This is a genomic window from Lelliottia jeotgali (assembly GCF_016771845.1).
Taxonomy (GTDB): Bacteria; Pseudomonadota; Gammaproteobacteria; order Enterobacterales; family Enterobacteriaceae; genus Enterobacter; species Enterobacter jeotgali.
In genome coordinates this window covers 13,685-29,628 of record NZ_JAENMQ010000012.1, presented here as the reverse complement: position 1 = coordinate 29,628, position 15,944 = coordinate 13,685, and the positions used below count along the sequence as shown (strand labels likewise).

The 15,944-nt window shown below is 59.9% G+C and carries 17 protein-coding genes; 2 read left to right on the top strand and 15 right to left on the bottom strand.

Annotation, left to right across the window (positions count from 1 at the left end; all coding sequences use genetic code 11):
• Positions 1-5: 5 nt before the first annotated feature.
• From JBO43_RS18635 to JBO43_RS18620, 4 genes are all read right to left on the bottom strand, one after another.
• Positions 6-692, bottom strand: a complete 687-nt coding sequence (locus JBO43_RS18635; RefSeq protein WP_202674813.1) for a D-lyxose/D-mannose isomerase — start codon at positions 690-692, stop codon at positions 6-8.
• Between the two features lie 304 nt (positions 693-996).
• Positions 997-1,938, bottom strand: coding sequence for an ABC transporter substrate-binding protein (locus JBO43_RS18630; protein ID WP_100777973.1), 942 nt, complete (start codon positions 1,936-1,938; stop codon positions 997-999).
• Between the two features lie 32 nt (positions 1,939-1,970).
• Entirely contained in the window at positions 1,971-2,966 is a 996-nt protein-coding gene (locus JBO43_RS18625; protein WP_095280419.1) for an ABC transporter permease subunit, read from the bottom strand.
• Positions 2,963-4,480, bottom strand: a complete 1,518-nt coding sequence (locus JBO43_RS18620; RefSeq protein ID WP_103947456.1) for a sugar ABC transporter ATP-binding protein — start codon at positions 4,478-4,480, stop codon at positions 2,963-2,965. The genes JBO43_RS18625 and JBO43_RS18620 overlap by 4 nt, the downstream gene beginning before the upstream one ends.
• A gap of 245 nt (positions 4,481-4,725) precedes the next feature.
• Between JBO43_RS18620 and JBO43_RS18615 the strand changes: the two genes are divergently transcribed.
• Together JBO43_RS18615 and yjdP are read left to right on the top strand one after the other, a co-directional pair.
• Positions 4,726-7,008 (top strand): ATP-binding protein, encoded by a 2,283-nt coding sequence (locus JBO43_RS18615; RefSeq protein ID WP_202674812.1) that lies wholly within the window; start codon positions 4,726-4,728, stop codon positions 7,006-7,008.
• 72 nt (positions 7,009-7,080) lie between these two features.
• Complete coding sequence (gene yjdP / locus JBO43_RS18610; protein WP_095280422.1) at positions 7,081-7,398, top strand: DDRRRQL repeat protein YjdP; 318 nt, start codon at positions 7,081-7,083, stop codon at positions 7,396-7,398.
• A 99-nt stretch (positions 7,399-7,497) separates the two neighbouring features.
• Here yjdP and phnP read toward each other — a convergent pair whose 3' ends face one another.
• From phnP to phnF, 11 genes are all read right to left on the bottom strand, one after another.
• The gene (gene phnP, locus JBO43_RS18605) at positions 7,498-8,256 is read right to left on the bottom strand and encodes a phosphonate metabolism protein PhnP (RefSeq protein WP_202674811.1); all 759 of its coding nucleotides are present in this window, start codon (positions 8,254-8,256) and stop codon (positions 7,498-7,500) included.
• A gap of 106 nt (positions 8,257-8,362) precedes the next feature.
• Positions 8,363-8,797, bottom strand: a complete 435-nt coding sequence (gene phnO, locus JBO43_RS18600) for an aminoalkylphosphonate N-acetyltransferase (RefSeq protein ID WP_202674810.1) — start codon at positions 8,795-8,797, stop codon at positions 8,363-8,365.
• Positions 8,790-9,341 (bottom strand): ribose 1,5-bisphosphokinase, encoded by a 552-nt coding sequence (gene phnN, locus JBO43_RS18595; protein WP_095280425.1) that lies wholly within the window; start codon positions 9,339-9,341, stop codon positions 8,790-8,792. Before phnN ends, phnO begins: the two co-directional genes overlap by 8 nt.
• Positions 9,338-10,474, bottom strand: coding sequence for an alpha-D-ribose 1-methylphosphonate 5-triphosphate diphosphatase (gene phnM, locus JBO43_RS18590; protein ID WP_202674809.1), 1,137 nt, complete (start codon positions 10,472-10,474; stop codon positions 9,338-9,340). Before phnM ends, phnN begins: the two co-directional genes overlap by 4 nt.
• Positions 10,471-11,151: a phosphonate C-P lyase system protein PhnL gene (gene phnL, locus JBO43_RS18585; protein WP_202674808.1), complete on the bottom strand. Its 681-nt coding sequence runs from the start codon at positions 11,149-11,151 to the stop codon at positions 10,471-10,473. The genes phnM and phnL overlap by 4 nt, the downstream gene beginning before the upstream one ends.
• A gap of 360 nt (positions 11,152-11,511) precedes the next feature.
• Positions 11,512-12,267 (bottom strand): phosphonate C-P lyase system protein PhnK, encoded by a 756-nt coding sequence (phnK, locus tag JBO43_RS18580; protein WP_202674807.1) that lies wholly within the window; start codon positions 12,265-12,267, stop codon positions 11,512-11,514.
• Entirely contained in the window at positions 12,264-13,109 is an 846-nt protein-coding gene (gene phnJ / locus JBO43_RS18575) for an alpha-D-ribose 1-methylphosphonate 5-phosphate C-P-lyase PhnJ (protein WP_202674806.1), read from the bottom strand. Before phnJ ends, phnK begins: the two co-directional genes overlap by 4 nt.
• Complete coding sequence (locus JBO43_RS18570) at positions 13,102-14,166, bottom strand: carbon-phosphorus lyase complex subunit (RefSeq protein ID WP_202674805.1); 1,065 nt, start codon at positions 14,164-14,166, stop codon at positions 13,102-13,104. Before JBO43_RS18570 ends, phnJ begins: the two co-directional genes overlap by 8 nt.
• On the bottom strand, positions 14,166-14,750 hold the full coding sequence (gene phnH, locus JBO43_RS18565) for a phosphonate C-P lyase system protein PhnH (protein ID WP_202674804.1): 585 nt from the start codon (positions 14,748-14,750) through the stop codon (positions 14,166-14,168). Before phnH ends, JBO43_RS18570 begins: the two co-directional genes overlap by 1 nt.
• Positions 14,747-15,199 carry a phosphonate C-P lyase system protein PhnG gene (gene phnG / locus JBO43_RS18560; RefSeq protein WP_103947444.1) on the bottom strand — a complete coding sequence of 151 codons (453 nt, stop codon included), beginning with the start codon at positions 15,197-15,199 and terminating at the stop codon, positions 14,747-14,749. Before phnG ends, phnH begins: the two co-directional genes overlap by 4 nt.
• Positions 15,200-15,925, bottom strand: a complete 726-nt coding sequence (gene phnF, locus JBO43_RS18555) for a phosphonate metabolism transcriptional regulator PhnF (RefSeq protein WP_103950398.1) — start codon at positions 15,923-15,925, stop codon at positions 15,200-15,202.
• Positions 15,926-15,944 lie beyond the last annotated feature (19 nt).

The following is a 15,944-nucleotide window of genomic DNA, read 5'->3' as shown; positions in this document are numbered from 1 at the left end:
ACTCCTTAGGTTCGAAACAGGCTGTACTCGTTACAGAGCACCAGCACCGCCGTTTCGTCTTCTTCAATGTTGTTGTAGCGCGAGAGCGGCTGCAAAAAGTGGTTGTCGTGTTCGTCGTCATTGACCGATGACACTTCCCCCACCAGCACATCGCCAAACCCGCGCTCCCCCCAGAAACTGTGGTACAGGCCGGGCGTGAGACAGATGCTCTCCCCCGGAGCGAGGCGCAGCTGGCTGCCGGGCGCGTGGGTCTGAATACAGCCATCGACCACCAGCGTGACGTCGGTGTTTTCGGTCTCTTCATGACCGCCCGCGTTCCACAGCTCAATAATCAGATTTCCACCGCCGCGATTGATGATGTCCTCGCGTTTACGCCAGTGGAAATGCATCGGCGTGACCTGGCCGTCGCGGACGTGCATGATTTTTTCCGCGTAGCATTTTTCGTAAGGCACGCCGTTCGGAGACCCGTTGCGCAAGGTGAACAGGGTCAGTCCCTGAGCGGCAAAGCTATTGCCGCCGAAGGCGGTCACATCCCAGCCGAGTTTGAGATCGAACACTTCGCGCCAGGCGTTATGATCGAGCTGCCGCCATTGGGTCGGCGGGAAGCTGGCAAACGGCGGAAGGTGAACGTTATGCATTGAAAAGAACTGCCGCGTATGGCCGAGAATTTCATTGATTTCGGAGCGTTTCATGGGAACTCCTTTTGATGGTATGCGCTGGGCCCCTCACCCCGGCCCTCTCCCCAAGGGAGAGGGGGAAAAAGTACCCTCTCACAAATGTAGAGGGGAAAAAGTACGCTCTCCCAAATGCAGAGGGGAAAAAGTACGCTCTCCCAAATGCAGAGGGGAAAAAGTACGCTCTCCCAAATGCAGAGGGGGAAAAGTACGCTCTCCCAAATGCAGAGGGGGAAAAGTACGCTCTCCCAAATGCAGAGGGGGAAAAATCCCCTCTCCCTGTGGGAGAGGGTTAGGGTGAGGGCATCAGGCCGCACAAATATTACTTAACCGTCCACCCCTTATATGTCCCGACGCTCTTCTTATCGATCATCGTCACCGGGATCAGCACAGGCTCTTTCGGCGCAGGTTTGCCCTGCAGAATGTCATAGCCGATCTCTACCGCTTTCGCCGCCATCACCTGCGGGTCCTGCGCTGGCGTCGCCACAAACAGTGAATTCTCGCGCTTCAGCGCCTCTTCACCGTCCGGACTGCCGTCCACGCCGACGATGAAGAACTCGCTGCGCTGGGCCTGTTTCGCCGCCAGATCGGCACCGATCGCCGTCGGATCGTTAATCGCGAACACGCCGTCAATCTTCGGATTGGCCGCCAGCAGCGCGGTCATCACTTCCAGTCCGCCCTCACGACTGCCTTTGGCATTCTGGTTATCCGACAGCACTTTGATATCCGGGTGGCGTTTGAATTCGGTCTGACAGCCTTCCACACGGTTTTGTACCGCAGAGACCGGCGGCCCGTTGATGATCACCACATTGCCTTTGCCTTTCAGGCGGTCGGTGATGTATTTACAGGCCATTTCGCCCGCCTGGGTGTTATCGGAGGTAATAGTCGCATCGGCCCCTTCGGCTGCCACGTCAACCGCCACCACCACGATCCCCGCCTCTTTCGCGCGCTTCACCGCCGGGCCGATCCCTTTCGAGTCAGCGGCGTTGAGAATTATCATATCGACCTTCGCGGCGATAAAATTATCAATCTGAGAAACCTGCTGGCCCAGATCGTAGCCGCTGGAGACCAGCGTCACTTTGACGTTATCCCCCGCCAGTTTGCGGGCTTCCAGCTCCGCTCCTTTCGTTATCTGCACGAAGAACGGGTTGGCGAGATCGCCCACCGTCACGCCGATGGATTTCAGATCTTTCGCCTGCGCAAACGGGGCTGCGGCAAGCAGTGCGCCAGCACAGAGCGCGGTAACCAGTGGCTTCAATCTCATGCTGTTTTCCTCATTATCGTAGGGTGTTGTTGTTATGCACTTTGATGGTGTCGGGTACGGTATTTGTCGATCAGCACCGCAATGATGATCACCGCCCCTTTGATCACCAGTTGCCAGAAATACGAAACGCCCATTAACGTCATGCCGTTATTGAGGGTGGCGATGATCAGCGCACCCACCAGCGTGCCGGTGATCGTGCCGATCCCGCCGACGAAGCTGGTCCCGCCGAGGATCACCGCCGCGATGGCATCCAGCTCATAGCCGGTGCCTAAGTTGCCGTTAGCGCTGTACAGGCGTGAGGCGCTCATCACCCCACCGAGTCCAGAGAGCAAACCGCTCATGCCATAAACAAACAACAGCACCAGCCAGACTTTGATCCCGGTGAGTCGCGCGGCCTGCATGTTGCCGCCTACCGCGTAGATATGAACGCCCAGCGTGGTGCGGCGCAGGATGAACCAGCACACGGCAATCACCGCCAGGGCAATCACCACCAGCCACGGAATCGGGCCGAGGTAGTTATTGCCGATCCATTCAAAATTAATATTCGAGTTGATGACCGTCGTGCCGTCGGCCAGCAGATACGCCGCCCCGCGCAGGGCCGTATAGGTGCCGAGGGTGACAATAAACGGCGGCAGTCCGGCAAAGGCCACCAGCGCGCCGTTAAACAATCCCAGCACCATACCGAGCATCAGCGCCGCCGGAATTGACAGCATCGCCAGTTCGGGAATGAGGGACACCACCATCGCCGCCACCGCCGTGGTGCCGAGAATCGATCCTACCGACAGGTCGATTCCGCCGGTCAAAATGATGAAGGTCATCCCGGCGGCCAGCACGATGTTGATTGACGCCTGACGGGTGATGTTGAGCAGATTGCTTTCGGTGAAAAAGTTCGGCGCGATAAAGCCAAATACCGCCACGATAAGAATCAGAATCGGTAAAATCCCGACCGTTTGCATCAGATCGCTCATCAGCATTTTTTTGGCGGAGGCGGATTTCGCCACCTGCTGCGGATTGGTTGAATGTGTCATGATTGCACCGCCTGATGAGTGTCGTTCACGCCGGTTGCCAGCGTCATAATATTTTCCTGAGTGATGCTTTCGCCGAGCAACTCCCCGGCAATGCTCCCTTCGCGCATCACGTAGACCCGGTCGCTCATACCAACCACTTCCGGCAATTCGCTGGAGATCATCAGGATCGCCACGCCCTTGCGCGCCATCTGGTTCATGATCCGGTAGATCTCGCTTTTTGCCCCGACGTCGACGCCGCGCGTCGGCTCATCAAGGATCAGAATGCGTGGGCCAATCGCCACCCAGCGGGAGATCAGCAGTTTTTGCTGATTGCCACCGGACAGCCCACCGGCGCGAACCTGGGAATGCGGGACGCGAATGTTAAGCAGGGCGATGGCGTCATCGGAGATCGACTGGGCTTTTTTGCGGTCGAGCATGCCCCAGGTCGAATCGCGCTCCAGTGTTGCCATAGTGATGTTCTCCTGCGCCGCCAGCTCTAAAAACAGCCCCTGTTCTTTGCGGTTCTCGGTTAAAAACCCGATGCCGTGGTCGATGGCGGCACGTGGGGAGTGGATCACCACCGGTTCGCCGTCGACTTCAATCATGCCGCCCGTGGCTTTGCGTACGCCGAAGATCAGCTGCGCCAGCTCCGAACGCCCGGCCCCAACCAGCCCGGCCAGCCCGACAATTTCACCGGATCGCACCTGCAAACTGCACGGCTGCACTTTTTTGCTGTCGGTCAGGTGATGGACGTTCAGGCGCGCACTTCCCAGCGGGATATCGCGCTCTTTATTAAACAGGTCACTTAAGGGGCGACCGACCATCATCCTGACCAGTTCGGAGGCGTTGAGTTTGTCGCGGGTCAGGCTGCCGACGTACTGACCGTCGCGCAAAACGCTGACGCGATCGGACAGTTCATAAACTTCGGCCATGCGGTGGCTGATGTAGATAATCGCCATCCCTTCATCGCGCAGGCGCAAAATCAGTTCAAACAGGCGATGAGTTTCGCGCGAAGAGAGGGCGGCGGTCGGTTCGTCCATCACCAGCACGCGGCTGTTGCGGTGCAATGCGCGGGCGATTTCGACCTGCTGCTGCTCGGCAATCGTCAGTTTCATCACCAGGTCGGTGGCTTTGAAGTGGGCACCGAGGCGGTCAATCACCGTCTGCGCCTGCGCCGCCATTTCTTTTCGCTGCACCAGGCCACCGCGCGACAGCTCGCTGCCGAGGAAAATGTTTTCCGCCACCGTCAGGTTTGGCGCAAGCTGCATTTCCTGATAAATCAGGGTAATGCCTGCGGCCAGTGCATCTTTCGGGCCTTTGATGTTGTACGGCTGACCGTCGATCAAGATCTCGCCGCTGGTGGCGATATACGCCCCCGCGAGGATCTTCATCAGGGTACTTTTGCCTGCACCGTTTTCGCCCATTAACGCGTGGATCTCACCGGGCCAGACCGTCAGATCCACACCCTTGAGCGCGTGAAAGTTGCCAAAGGTTTTGGCAATGTTGCGCATCTCTAATACCGGGGTCCTGCTCATGGCGGATCTCCTGTGAAGGTCGATATCAGCAGTCCATCACATCCCGGTAAATGCAAAATGTCAGAAGCCGTTCATATTTGTCATAGTTATGAATAGTTAACGGATGTCACAGTTTTCCCCTCACCCCGGCCCTCGCCCAAGGAGAGGGGAATTGGGATTCCCTCACTCCTTGGGCGAGGGGGTAAGCGTTCCCTCTCCCTATGGGAGAGGCTGAGGGCATCAAACCGCACATCACCGGAGCCAACATGCCATCACGCCGTCCACCCTTTTTCGCCAGCGCCCGTGGCCGCCTGCTTTCCTTCAACCTGCTGGTGGTGGCGGTGACGCTGATGGTCAGCGGCGTGGCGGTGCTGGGCTTTCGTCATGCCAGCCAGATTCAGGAGCAGGTCCAGCAACAGACCCTGAACGACATGACCGGCAGCATGAATCTGGCACGCGATACGGCGAATGTGGCGACGGCGGCGGTGCGGCTTTCGCAGGTGGTTGGGGCGCTGGAGTACAAAAGTGAGGCCGACAGGCTCAAGCAAACGCAAATGGCGCTGCGTCGCTCGTTGGAGCAGCTTGCCGATGCGCCGCTGGCGCAGCAGGAACCGGCGCTGGTGGCTCGAATCATTCGCCGGAGTAATGAGTTACAGCAGAGCGTGACCGGGATGCTGGAGCGTGGTCAGCGGCGTCATCTGGAGCGTAACGCGCTGCTGAGTTCGCTCTATCAAAGCCAAAGTTTTTTACGCCATTTGCAAGATATCAACCGCCGTTTTGGTGACAACGTACCGGACGCGCGCCAGTTGGCGGAAATGGATCGGCTGATCATGGCGGCGATTGAAACCCCGTCTCCACGCGCCACTATTCAGCAGTTGAATAGCGTGACCACCACGCTGCCACAGACTGCTCGCCAGCCGGTTATCGACTTTGTGTTGCCTGATTTCAACGCTGAACTGCAAAAGCTCGCGCCGCTCTCGAAGCAGCTGGAAGAGAGCGACCTGGCGATCAGCTGGTATATGTTTCACATCAAAGCGCTGGTGGCGATTTTAAACAGCGATATCAACCAATACGTGGCGCAGGTGGCGCAGGCGTCGGAGCTGCGCACCGCGCAAAGCCACAAAGAGCTGCGCTCTATCAGCGTCTTTATTAGCGTGTTCGCCGTTCTGGCGCTGCTGATCACCGGCTGCGCGTGCTGGTACATCTACCGCAATTTAGGCTCTAACCTGACGGCTATTTCTCGGGCTATGTCGCGTCTGGCGCACGGTGAGTCGGACGTGTCGGTGCCTGCGCTCCAGCGCCGCGACGAGCTGGGTGAACTGGCGCGTGCGTTTAACGTTTTTGCCCGCAACACGGCATCGCTGGAGCACACCACCCGCCTGCTGAAAGAGAAAACGACACAGATGGAGATCGACCGGCTCGAGCGCGTGGGGCTGGAAGAAGCGCTACTGCACAGCCAAAAAATGAAAGCGGTCGGGCAGCTGACGGGCGGGCTGGCGCACGATTTCAACAATCTGCTGGCGGTGATCATTGGCAGTCTGGAGCTGGTCGATCCCGACTCGCCGGATGCGCCGCGTATCACCCGCGCGCTCAAGGCCGCCGAACGCGGCGCGCTTCTGACCCAGCGCCTGCTGGCCTTCTCGCGCAAACAGTCCCTGCACCCACACGCCGTGGAGATGAAACCGTTGCTGGAAAACCTCGGCGAGCTGATGCATCACTCTTTGCCCGCCACGCTGACGCTGGACATCGAAGCGCAGCACCCGGCGTGGCCCGCGTGGATTGACGTTAGCCAGCTCGAAAATGCGATCATCAATCTGGTGATGAACGCTCGCGATGCGATGGAAGGGCAGAGCGGCGTGATTCGGATTCGGACATGGAATCAGCGCGTGACCCGTAGCGATGGGCGCAGGCAGGATATGGTGGCGATGGAGGTGATCGACCACGGCTGTGGGATGTCGCAGGAGGTGAAATCCCAGGTCTTCGAGCCGTTCTTCACCACGAAACAGACGGGGAGCGGCAGCGGACTGGGGCTGTCGATGGTGTACGGGTTTGTGCGCCAGTCCGGTGGGCGCGTCGAAATCGAAAGCGCGCCGGGGCAGGGAACCACCGTACGCCTGCAACTCCCACGCTCGGCGCAGGCGGTGGCTTCGCACGATGAAGCGCTCGCGACAGCGGAAACCGAACAGAGCGATCGGCTGGTGCTGGTGCTCGAGGATGAAACCGACGTGCGCCAGACCTTGTGCGAACAACTGCATCAGCTCGGCTATCTGACGCTGGAAGCCGAAACCGGTGAGCAGGCGCTGAAGATGCTGGAGGCGTCAGCGGATATCGAACTCTTTATCAGTGACCTGATGCTGCCGGGCACAATGAGCGGCGCGGAGGTGATCCACCACGTTCGGAGCCATTTCCCGCATCTGCCGGTGCTGCTGGTGAGCGGCCAGGATTTACGTCCGATGCACAATCCGCAGCTGCCGGACGTGGAACTACTGCGAAAACCCTTCACCCGAACGCAACTGGCGCAGGCGCTGCGGAAGGTGAGTCATCTTTGAGATTCCTCCGCTACTCGCCTTCATCGTCGTTGATTAACGTAAAGCCAGCCCACCTGCCGCGAGACTGGCTTTATGAAACGCACGATTACCGCTCTGATTTTTGGCCTGCTGTCATTCACCAGTCAGATGGCCCACGCTGATATCATTGACGACGCTATTGGGAATATCCAGCAGGCGATCGGTGAAGCGTACAACCCTTCGAGCAATCGCCAGAATGACGACGATCGTTATGAGGAGAGCCGCCGCAACGACAGTCGTCAGTACGATGACCGCCGCAGACAGCTTGAGGATCGTCGCCGTCAGTTAGACGATCGGCAGCGCCAGCTGGATCAGGACCGACGTCAGCTGGAGGACGATGAGCGCAGGCTGGAGGAGGATTACGATCGGTGATACATGTGCGGTCTATCGCCCGGCGGCGCTTCGCTTGCGCGGGCCTACAAGGGCACGAACCGTAGGCCGGGTAAGGCGCAGCCGCCACCCGGCAATACCTCAATCAAACACTAACCGCATCCCGTCATACCCTGCCTCAAATCCCTCGGGCAGCGGGTTATCCATCATCCACACGTCGAACTGGTGGCTAATGTGCGTCAAAATCACCTGCGGGCAGCCAATCACCTCGTTGAGCGCAATCACGGTGTTCAAATCGCAATGGTTACGCGGGGGTTCTTCTCGCGGCGCGTGGCTGCAATCGATAATCATCGCCTGTGGCTGGTTGTTGAGTAAAAACTTCACGGTTTTGTCCGGTAGTCCGGCGGTATCAGACAGCCACGCCACGCGGCTGTGGGCGCTCTCCAGCAGATAGCCAAAGGTCAGCTTTGAGTGATTGAGCGGCAGCGGGGTGACGCGCAAACCCTGTAACTCAAACATCACGAACGGTTCAACCGTATGGCTAAAATCGAGAAGCCCAGGATGTTTGAACAGATCGTCGCAGCCGGTTTCGTCCGGCGGGCCGTACACCGGAATCGACGCGCCCACGCCCCAGCGCAGGGGGAACAGGCCCTGGACATGATCCATATGATAGTGCGTCAGCAAAAACTGCTGAAAACTGCCCGCTGGCCAGTCGTCCATCAGATGTGGAATGCCTGCGTCCAGCAGCGTGACGGCGTCGTTGAATTTGACGACCGCACTGCACGGGCGACGGCGATGCGCCTCCTGCAAACGCGCCCGACGGCAGGCCGCGCAGTCGCAGCCGAAAACGGGCACCAGCTGAGCGCCACCCGTGCCTGTGAGTTGGATGGTTAGGGCCATGATTTCCCCCTTTGAGTCAATTGCCGGGTGGCGGCTGCGCCTTACCCGGCCTACGGGTTAGCGGGGTTTTGTAGGCCGGGTAAGCGAAGCGCCACCCGGCTTGGTTTTACAGCGCTTTGGTAAAACGAAAATGACTCTGGGCATACCCTTCACGCAGATAGAACCGGTGCGCATCCACGCGCTTCACGCTGGTCGACAGCTCGGTCATTTCAGCGCCTGCGTCGCGGGCAAAGTCTTCTGCCCAGGCTAACAGCTGGCTGCCGACTTTCAGGCCACGCGCCTGCGGCAGCACCACCAGCTCCTGAATCTCGCCAATCCAGTTGGCGTGATGCAGGTGAAACTGCAAATGCAGGCCAATCATCCCGACGACGTGGCCGTCCAGCTCCGCAAGGTGGTAGTGCATATTGCGATCCTGAAGATTAGCCAGATACCCGGCGTTAAACGCACGTTGGTCAAACTCCGCTTGTTTTAACTCACAAATCAGGCCGTAAACGGCCTGGGCATCCTCCGGGGTGGCGCGACGAAGCTGGCAGTCAGGCATGTTGTTTCTCCTTCTGACGGATAAGCGATAACAAATTATCGACTGACTGTAGCAAACTTCCGTCGTTGTTGAGGAGATGACAGTCCGACGGCGTATAGCGCGCGGCGCGCTCCAGACGCTGGTCGATCTCTCGCGCACTTTCCCGCCCACGCTGTTGCAGGCGCTCGCGCAGTACCTCCTGCGAAACCTGCAAACAGACCGGCATCAGCGCTTGTTCGTAACGTGCGCGAGCCTGTTGCAGATGTGCGCGCGAACCGTTGACCAGCACGTCGAAACCGGCGTGCAGCCACAGGTCGATCTCGATCCCCACGCCGTAGTAAAAACCGTTGGCATGCCAGCTCAGCGCCAGTAAATTCTGGCCTGCACGAGTAAAAAACTCCGGCTCGCTCAGGGCGATGTGGTTCTCGCTGCCCGCGTTCGCCGCCCGCGTGATGTAACGATGCGCGACCAATAATTGAGCGTGTTCCTGCTGGCGCAGCGCCGACAGCAGGCTGTCTTTTCCGGAGCCGGACGGCCCCATCAGCCAGATCAGTTTTCCCATCAGAACACCCGTTTTCCCTGACGCCAGACATGATCGATATGGATGTGCTCGCCCTTGCGGTGTGCCAGAACGAGATCCGCCCGTTTGCCTTCGCCAATTACCCCGCGATCGCCCAGATTCAGCGCGTCAGCCGGGTTTTTGGTCACCAGACGAATCGCCTGCGGCAGGGTGAAACTGTTGCCCGCATCGTCCGCCACGCGGAAGGCCGCATCCAGCAGGCTCGCCGGATAGTAATCGGAGGAGAGAATATCCAGCAGGCCAAGCGCCGCCAGCTGGCTGGCTGCCACGTTGCCGGAGTGCGAGCCGCCGCGCACGATATTCGGCGCGCCCATCAGGACGTTCATCCCGTGCTGGCGTGAGGCTTCAGCTGCCGCGAACGTAGTAGGAAATTCGGCGATCACGCTGCCAAGCTGATGGGATTCGTGCACATGATCGTGAGTGGCATCGTCGTGGCTGGCGAGAGGAATGTTGCGATCCCGGCACATCGCCGCAATCGCCAGGCGGTTCGGCTGTGACCACCGGGCCGCCAGCGCCAGCTGTTCCTCTTCGTAGCGCGCCATTTCCTCGTCATTCAAGGAGTATTTGCCCTGATAATATTCGCGATACTTCTCGATATTGGCGAACTGTCGCTGGCCCGGTGAGTGGTCCATGAGGGATACCAGGGACACCGGCTCGCGGCCCATCAGTTTCTCAAACAGCGGCAGGGTGGTGTGGTGCGGCAATTCGCAGCGCAGATGCAGGCGGTGCTCGGCGCGGTTCAGGCCGCGCTTTTGCGTCTCTTCTACTGCGTTAATCATCTTCTCGAGGTTTTCCAGGCGATCGCCGCCGTCGCGCACATCGCCAATCGCCACCGCGTCCAGCACCGTGGTGATGCCGCTCGCAACCATCAGCGCGTCGTGGCTACTCATCGCTGAGTGGGCCGGCCAGTCGACTTTCGGGCGCGGAGTGAAGAATTTATCCAGGTTATCCGTGTGCAGTTCGATCAGGCCCGGCAGCAGCCAGCCGCCTTCGCCGTCCATCGCTTGTGGAGAGCGGCTCTGGGTTTCGGCGTAGGTGCGAATCACACCGTCCTGAATCTCTGCCGATCCCTCGATCACTTCGTTTTCCAGCACCAGTTTGACGTTATTGATAATCATGGCGCGACTCCCATCGCATGAAGACGATCCGCCACGCGATCGCGGACCGTGGCGTCGTGGAAGATCCCCACGATCGCCGCCCCGCGCGCTTTGGCCTGTTCAATCAGTTCGACGACCGCAGCGCTGTTTTTGGCATCCAGCGAGGCGGTCGGTTCATCGAGCAGCAAAATCGGGTAATCGACGATAAATCCGCGCGCGATATTCACGCGCTGCTGTTCGCCACCGGAAAAGGTCGATGGGGCCAGATGCCACAGGCGTTCCGGCACATTAAGGCGTGTCAGCAGGCGGGCTGCTTTGGCCGCACATTCGTCACGGGAAACGCCGAGATCCAGCAGGGGTTGCATCACCACATCCAGCGCGGAGATCCTCGGGATCACCCGCAAGAACTGGCTGACCCAGCCGATCGTCGAGCGGCGCACTTCGAGCACTTTACGTGCCGGGGCTTGCACCAGATCCACCCACTCGTGGTTATGACGAATGTGGATTTGGCCCTGATCGGGCAAATAGTTGGCATACAGGGAGCGCAGCAGCGTTGATTTTCCGCTACCCGAGTGGCCGTGCAGCACCACGCATTCGCCCTCTTTGACCTCAAGAGAGGCGTTTTGCAGCACCGGCAGGCGCACGCCGTTTTGCTGGTAGAGCACAAAAGTCTTACTCACATTTTCTACGCGGATCATGTTGGCCTCTTGGGTCTTTTTGCCGGGTGGCGGCTTCGCCTTACCCGGCCTACGTGTTCGGTGCGGTCTTTATGCCGGGTGGCGGCTTCGCCTTACCCGGCCTACGTGTTCGGTGCGGTCTTTTTTGCCGGGTGGCGGCTTCGCCTTACCCGGCCTACGTGTTCGGTGCGGTCTTTATGCTGGGTGGCGGCTTCGCCTTACCCGGCCTACGTGTTCGGTGCGGTCTTTTTGCCGGGTGGCGGCTTCGCCTTACCCGGCCTACGTGTTCGGTGCGGCCTTTTTTGCCGGGTGGCGCTGCGCTTACCCGGCCTACAAATTCCGTAGGTCGGGTAAGCGCAGCGCCACCCGACACAAACACACTCAGTTCTGCAAAACGGATGACACCAGCAACTGGGTGTACGGATGGTGCGGATCGTCGAGCACGCGGTCGGTTAATCCACTTTCCACCACCTGGCCCTCTTTCATCACCATCAGACGGTCCGCCAGCAGACGGGCAACGCCCAGATCGTGGGTCACAATTACCACCGCTAGATCCAGCTCCACCACCAGGCCGCGCAGCAGGTCGAGCAAGCGCGCCTGCACAGACACGTCCAGCCCGCCCGTCGGCTCATCCATAAACACCAGATTCGGATGGGTGACGAGGTTGCGGGCGATTTGCAGGCGCTGCTGCATCCCGCCGGAGAAGGTGGTGGGCAGGTCGTCGATACGTGACGCCGGGATCTCAACATCCTCCAGCCACTGCTGGGCCGTTGCGCGGATATTTCCGTAGTGCCGCGCGCCGGTCGCCATCAGCCGTTCGCCGATGTTCCCGCCCGCCGACACCTGGCGGCGCAGGCCGTCCATTGGATGCTGATGCACCACGCCCCATTCCGTACGCAACAGGCGGCGGCGCTCGGCTTCACTCATGCCGTACAGGGACTGCTCCTGATACAGAATCTCACCGTTCTGCGGCGTCAGGCGCGCGGAGATGGATTTGAGCAGGGTGGTTTTGCCGGAGCCGGACTCGCCGACGATCCCCAGCACTTCGCCAGGCCACAGCTCGAACGACACGTCGCTAAAGCCTTTGCCGGGCGCATACAAATGGGTCAGGTTGTTCACCGAAAGCAGCGGTTTCATTGGCCGTTCGCCTCGCTCTGTTGGCGGCAGAAATCGGTGTCGGAGCAGACAAACATGCGTTTGCCCGTATCGTCGAGCACCACTTCGTCGAGATAGCTGTGTTTTGAACCGCAGATGGCGCACGGCTCGTCCCACTCCTGCACCCTGAACGGGTGATCGTCGAAATCAAGGCTTTCAACACGGGTGTAGGGCGGCACGGCGTAGATGCGTTTTTCGCGTCCGGCCCCGAACAGCTGGAGGGCGGGCATCATGTCCATCTTCGGGTTATCGAATTTCGGGATCGGCGACGGGTCCATTACGTAGCGCCCGTTCACTTTCACCGGGTAGGCGTAGGTGGTGGCGATATGGCCGAAGCGGGCGATGTCTTCGTACAGTTTCACCTGCATCACGCCGTACTCTTCCAGGGCATGCATGGTGCGGGTTTCGGTTTCGCGCGGCTCGATAAATCGCAGCGGCTCGGGGATCGGCACCTGGAAAATCAGAATCTGATCTTCAGTGAGCGGCGTTTCCGGGATGCGGTGACGGGTTTGAATTAGGGTCGCGTCTTCCGTACGCTCGGTGGTGTTCACCCCGGTGACGCGTTTGAAGAAGTTGCGAATCGACACGGCGTTGGTTGTGTCGTCCGCCCCCTGGTCGATGACTTTTAGCACGTCGGCTTCGCCGATCACGCTGGCGGTGAGCTGAATGCCACCGGTTCCCCAGCCGTACGGCATCGGCATTTCGCGCCCGCCAAACGGCACCTGATAGCCGGGAATCGCCACGGCTTTTAAAATCGCGCGGCGGATCATGCGCTTGGTTTGTTCGTCCAGATAGGCAAAGTTATACCCGCTGAGGTTAGCCATTTTTGCGCTCCCGTTGCAGACGTTTCAGCAGTTCCAGTTCTGCCTGGAAATCGACGTAATGCGGCAGTTTGAGGTGTGAGACAAAGCCCGCGGCTTCGACGTTATCCGCGTGGGCCAGCACGAACTCTTCGTCCTGCGCCGGGCCGGAAAGGGTTTCGTTGTAGTCCGGGGCTTGCAGCGCACGGTCAACCAGCGCCATCGCCATCGCCTTGCGCTCGCCCATGCCGAACACCAAGCCGTAGCCGCGTGTGAAGTGCGGGACGTCGTTTTCGGGGGCCACGAAGCCATTCACCATTTCGCATTCGGTCATCAGCAGTTCGCCGACGTTGACTGCAAAACCCAGCTCTTCCGGCACGATTTCAACGTCGACATAACCGCTGCGGATTTCGGCGGCAAACGGGTGGTTACGCCCGTAGCCGCGCTGCGTCGAGTAAGCCAGTGCCAGCAGATAACCCTCGTCGCCGCGCATCAGCTGTTGCAGGCGTGAGGAGCGGGAGCACGGATAGACCGGCGGGGTGCGGGTGACGTCGTCGGGCACGCTGCCGGTGTCCTCTTCGGCTTTTGCCAGCCCCTGATTCGTCAGCAGGCTAAAGACGTGGGGCGCATTTTCCTGCTGTGCGTCGCGGGTGTTCAGGGATGGGGATTCTCCGTTCGCCAGCAGGGTGAAATCCAGCAGGCGGTGGGTGTAGTCGTAGGTCGGGCCGAGAAGTTGGCCGCCGGGAATGTCTTTGTAGACCGCAGAAATTCGGCGCTCAAGGCGCATCTCTGCGCTGTTCAGCGGCTCGCTGACCGCCAGTTTGGCCAGCGTAGTGCGGTAGGCACGCAGCAGGAAGATCGCTTCGACGTTGTCGCCGCTGGCCTGTTTCAGCGCCAGCGCGGCCAGTTCACGGTCGGCGATCCCGCCTTCGGTCATGACGCGATCGACGGCCAGATTCAGCTGCTGTTCAATTTGCTCGACGCTCAGCTCGGCAAGCTGTTCATCGCCGCGTCTTCTGTGCTCTTGCAGCGCATGGGCGGCGGCTATCGCCTTTTCGCCCCCTTTGACGGCAACGTACATCAGCACACCTCGACATGTGTGGTTCGCGGGATAGCCAGCAGGCGTTCGCCGCAGGTGAGGATCAAGTCGATACCCAGCGGGAACGGATGCGGACGTTCGGTCAGCTCGTGAATGATGCACTCCGGCAGTTGCGGCGCGACCATGCGCTCGTCGGCGATCCCGGCCCCGGTCAGGCGTAGCATGCGGCCACCGCTCAGGCTGGCGACCTGTAAGATCAGCGTGGCGCTGGTTTCGGGCGCGACGGCGCTGCCTTCAGAAAGCGCATTCAGCTGTTCGTGACTGATTTTTTCGTCGGCAACGGCGAATACCGCCTGCTGTGGCTGATCGACAAGCGCTGCGCTGGTGTGAAAACGCAGATTCTGGCTGGCAATGTCGTTGGTCATGCTGGCAGACAGCCAGACCGGCGTGTCGGCGTCGGCCAGGGTCAGTAGCACGCTGGTGGTGGCGATGTTCAGCGGCTGCCAGCCGTGAGTGAGCTGATGCAGCGAGACAATCATGCCCGGCTCGCTCATGGCTTTCAGCAGACGACGAAAACTGTGCTGGGCATCCTGCACGGCAAGGGTAAAAGCAGGTTGAAGCGTCATGCGTTATCTCCGCGAACAAGCGTAAAGAAGTCGACCCGGCTGGTGTTCACTTCCGCCTGACGAGCGGCAATTCGCGCGGCACGGTCGGCTTCCAGCGGGGCAATTAAGGTTTCCATCAACGACTGAAAATGGGTCGGTTCCTGCAATAACGCGTCGATGACGGCGCACTGCTCGGCGTGCTGTTTGTCGCGCCCCAGCTGATAGCTGTAACCGAGCGTGCCGCTTTTGAGGCGAATCACGGCTCGGGTTAGCGTGGCGTCCCCGGCAAAAAAGCGCTCGCCGGTGCCACCCATACGCGCCTGGATCTGCACCAGGCCAATCTCTGGCGCACGGATGGTCTCGTATTCCGGCGCGACGTTGAGCACACGCAGGCGTTCACGCAGCGCGGTGGGCTGGCTGTGGGCGAGGACGCTCATCCAGCGCTGGCGGGTGGGAGTATCGAAATGCATTCAGTGCTCCATAGTGAATTCGATCATGTCGGCGCGGGTCAGGCTGACGGAGTACTCCGTCGCGTTGACGTCGCCGTCACGGTGGTTGAGGGTGCGCACGCAGAGCAGCGGCGCCATGTTCGGGATCTCCAGCACTTTGCTCTCTTTGGCCTGCGCACGACGGGCGCTAATCCGCGTCTGGGTGCGTTTGAGGGCGATGCCGGTGGCGTCAAACAGGAAGTCATGCAGCGAGCCGCTGGAAAAATGTTGCAGCGTCGGCCAGAGGGCGAGGTCGGCAAAGTAGTGATCGATCTGACAGACCGCCACGCCGTTGACGCGTCTCAGCGTTCGTAGATGCACGACGTTGTCGCCCTCCTGAATCCCCAGCGCATCGGCGATGTGGCTCGACGCGGGGCGCAGCACCGAGAGCAGTTTTTCGCTGGTCGGGTGGCTGCCCTGATCGAGAAGGTTCTGGCTAAAACGCGCCTGCGAGTTGAGCGGGTAGTCGAACGGGCGCATCAGGACCAGCACGCCGATTCCCTGGCGGCGCTGGACCCAGCCACGTTCCACTAGTTGATCGATGGCGCGACGCAGGGTGTGGCGGTTGACTTCGTAGCGGTCGGCGAGCTGCTGTTCCGCGGGGAGGTAGTCGCCGCAACGGTAGTGCGTGCGCAGTTCGACTTCGAGCTTCGCGGCGATCTCTTGCCAGCGCGTTGGGTAACTGGTCGGATGTCTGGATAAGTGCATAGAAATCAAAGCCTCGCTT

Coding starts and splice junctions, on each gene's coding strand:
- yjdP (WP_095280422.1), top strand. CDS start 7,081: ATGAAACGCACGATTACCGCTCTGATTTTTGGCCTGCTGTCATTCACC.
- phnG (WP_103947444.1), bottom strand. CDS start 15,199: ATGCATTTCGATACTCCCACCCGCCAGCGCTGGATGAGCGTCCTCGCC.
- JBO43_RS18570 (WP_202674805.1), bottom strand. CDS start 14,166: ATGTACGTTGCCGTCAAAGGGGGCGAAAAGGCGATAGCCGCCGCCCAT.
- JBO43_RS18615 (WP_202674812.1), top strand. CDS start 4,726: ATGCCATCACGCCGTCCACCCTTTTTCGCCAGCGCCCGTGGCCGCCTG.
- phnL (WP_202674808.1), bottom strand. CDS start 11,151: ATGATCCGCGTAGAAAATGTGAGTAAGACTTTTGTGCTCTACCAGCAA.
- phnK (WP_202674807.1), bottom strand. CDS start 12,267: ATGAAACCGCTGCTTTCGGTGAACAACCTGACCCATTTGTATGCGCCC.
- JBO43_RS18630 (WP_100777973.1), bottom strand. CDS start 1,938: ATGAGATTGAAGCCACTGGTTACCGCGCTCTGTGCTGGCGCACTGCTT.
- JBO43_RS18620 (WP_103947456.1), bottom strand. CDS start 4,480: ATGAGCAGGACCCCGGTATTAGAGATGCGCAACATTGCCAAAACCTTT.
- phnM (WP_202674809.1), bottom strand. CDS start 10,474: ATGATTATCAATAACGTCAAACTGGTGCTGGAAAACGAAGTGATCGAG.
- phnJ (WP_202674806.1), bottom strand. CDS start 13,109: ATGGCTAACCTCAGCGGGTATAACTTTGCCTATCTGGACGAACAAACC.
- phnF (WP_103950398.1), bottom strand. CDS start 15,925: ATGCACTTATCCAGACATCCGACCAGTTACCCAACGCGCTGGCAAGAG.
- phnO (WP_202674810.1), bottom strand. CDS start 8,797: ATGCCTGACTGCCAGCTTCGTCGCGCCACCCCGGAGGATGCCCAGGCC.
- phnP (WP_202674811.1), bottom strand. CDS start 8,256: ATGGCCCTAACCATCCAACTCACAGGCACGGGTGGCGCTCAGCTGGTG.
- JBO43_RS18635 (WP_202674813.1), bottom strand. CDS start 692: ATGAAACGCTCCGAAATCAATGAAATTCTCGGCCATACGCGGCAGTTC.
- phnH (WP_202674804.1), bottom strand. CDS start 14,750: ATGACGCTTCAACCTGCTTTTACCCTTGCCGTGCAGGATGCCCAGCAC.
- JBO43_RS18625 (WP_095280419.1), bottom strand. CDS start 2,966: ATGACACATTCAACCAATCCGCAGCAGGTGGCGAAATCCGCCTCCGCC.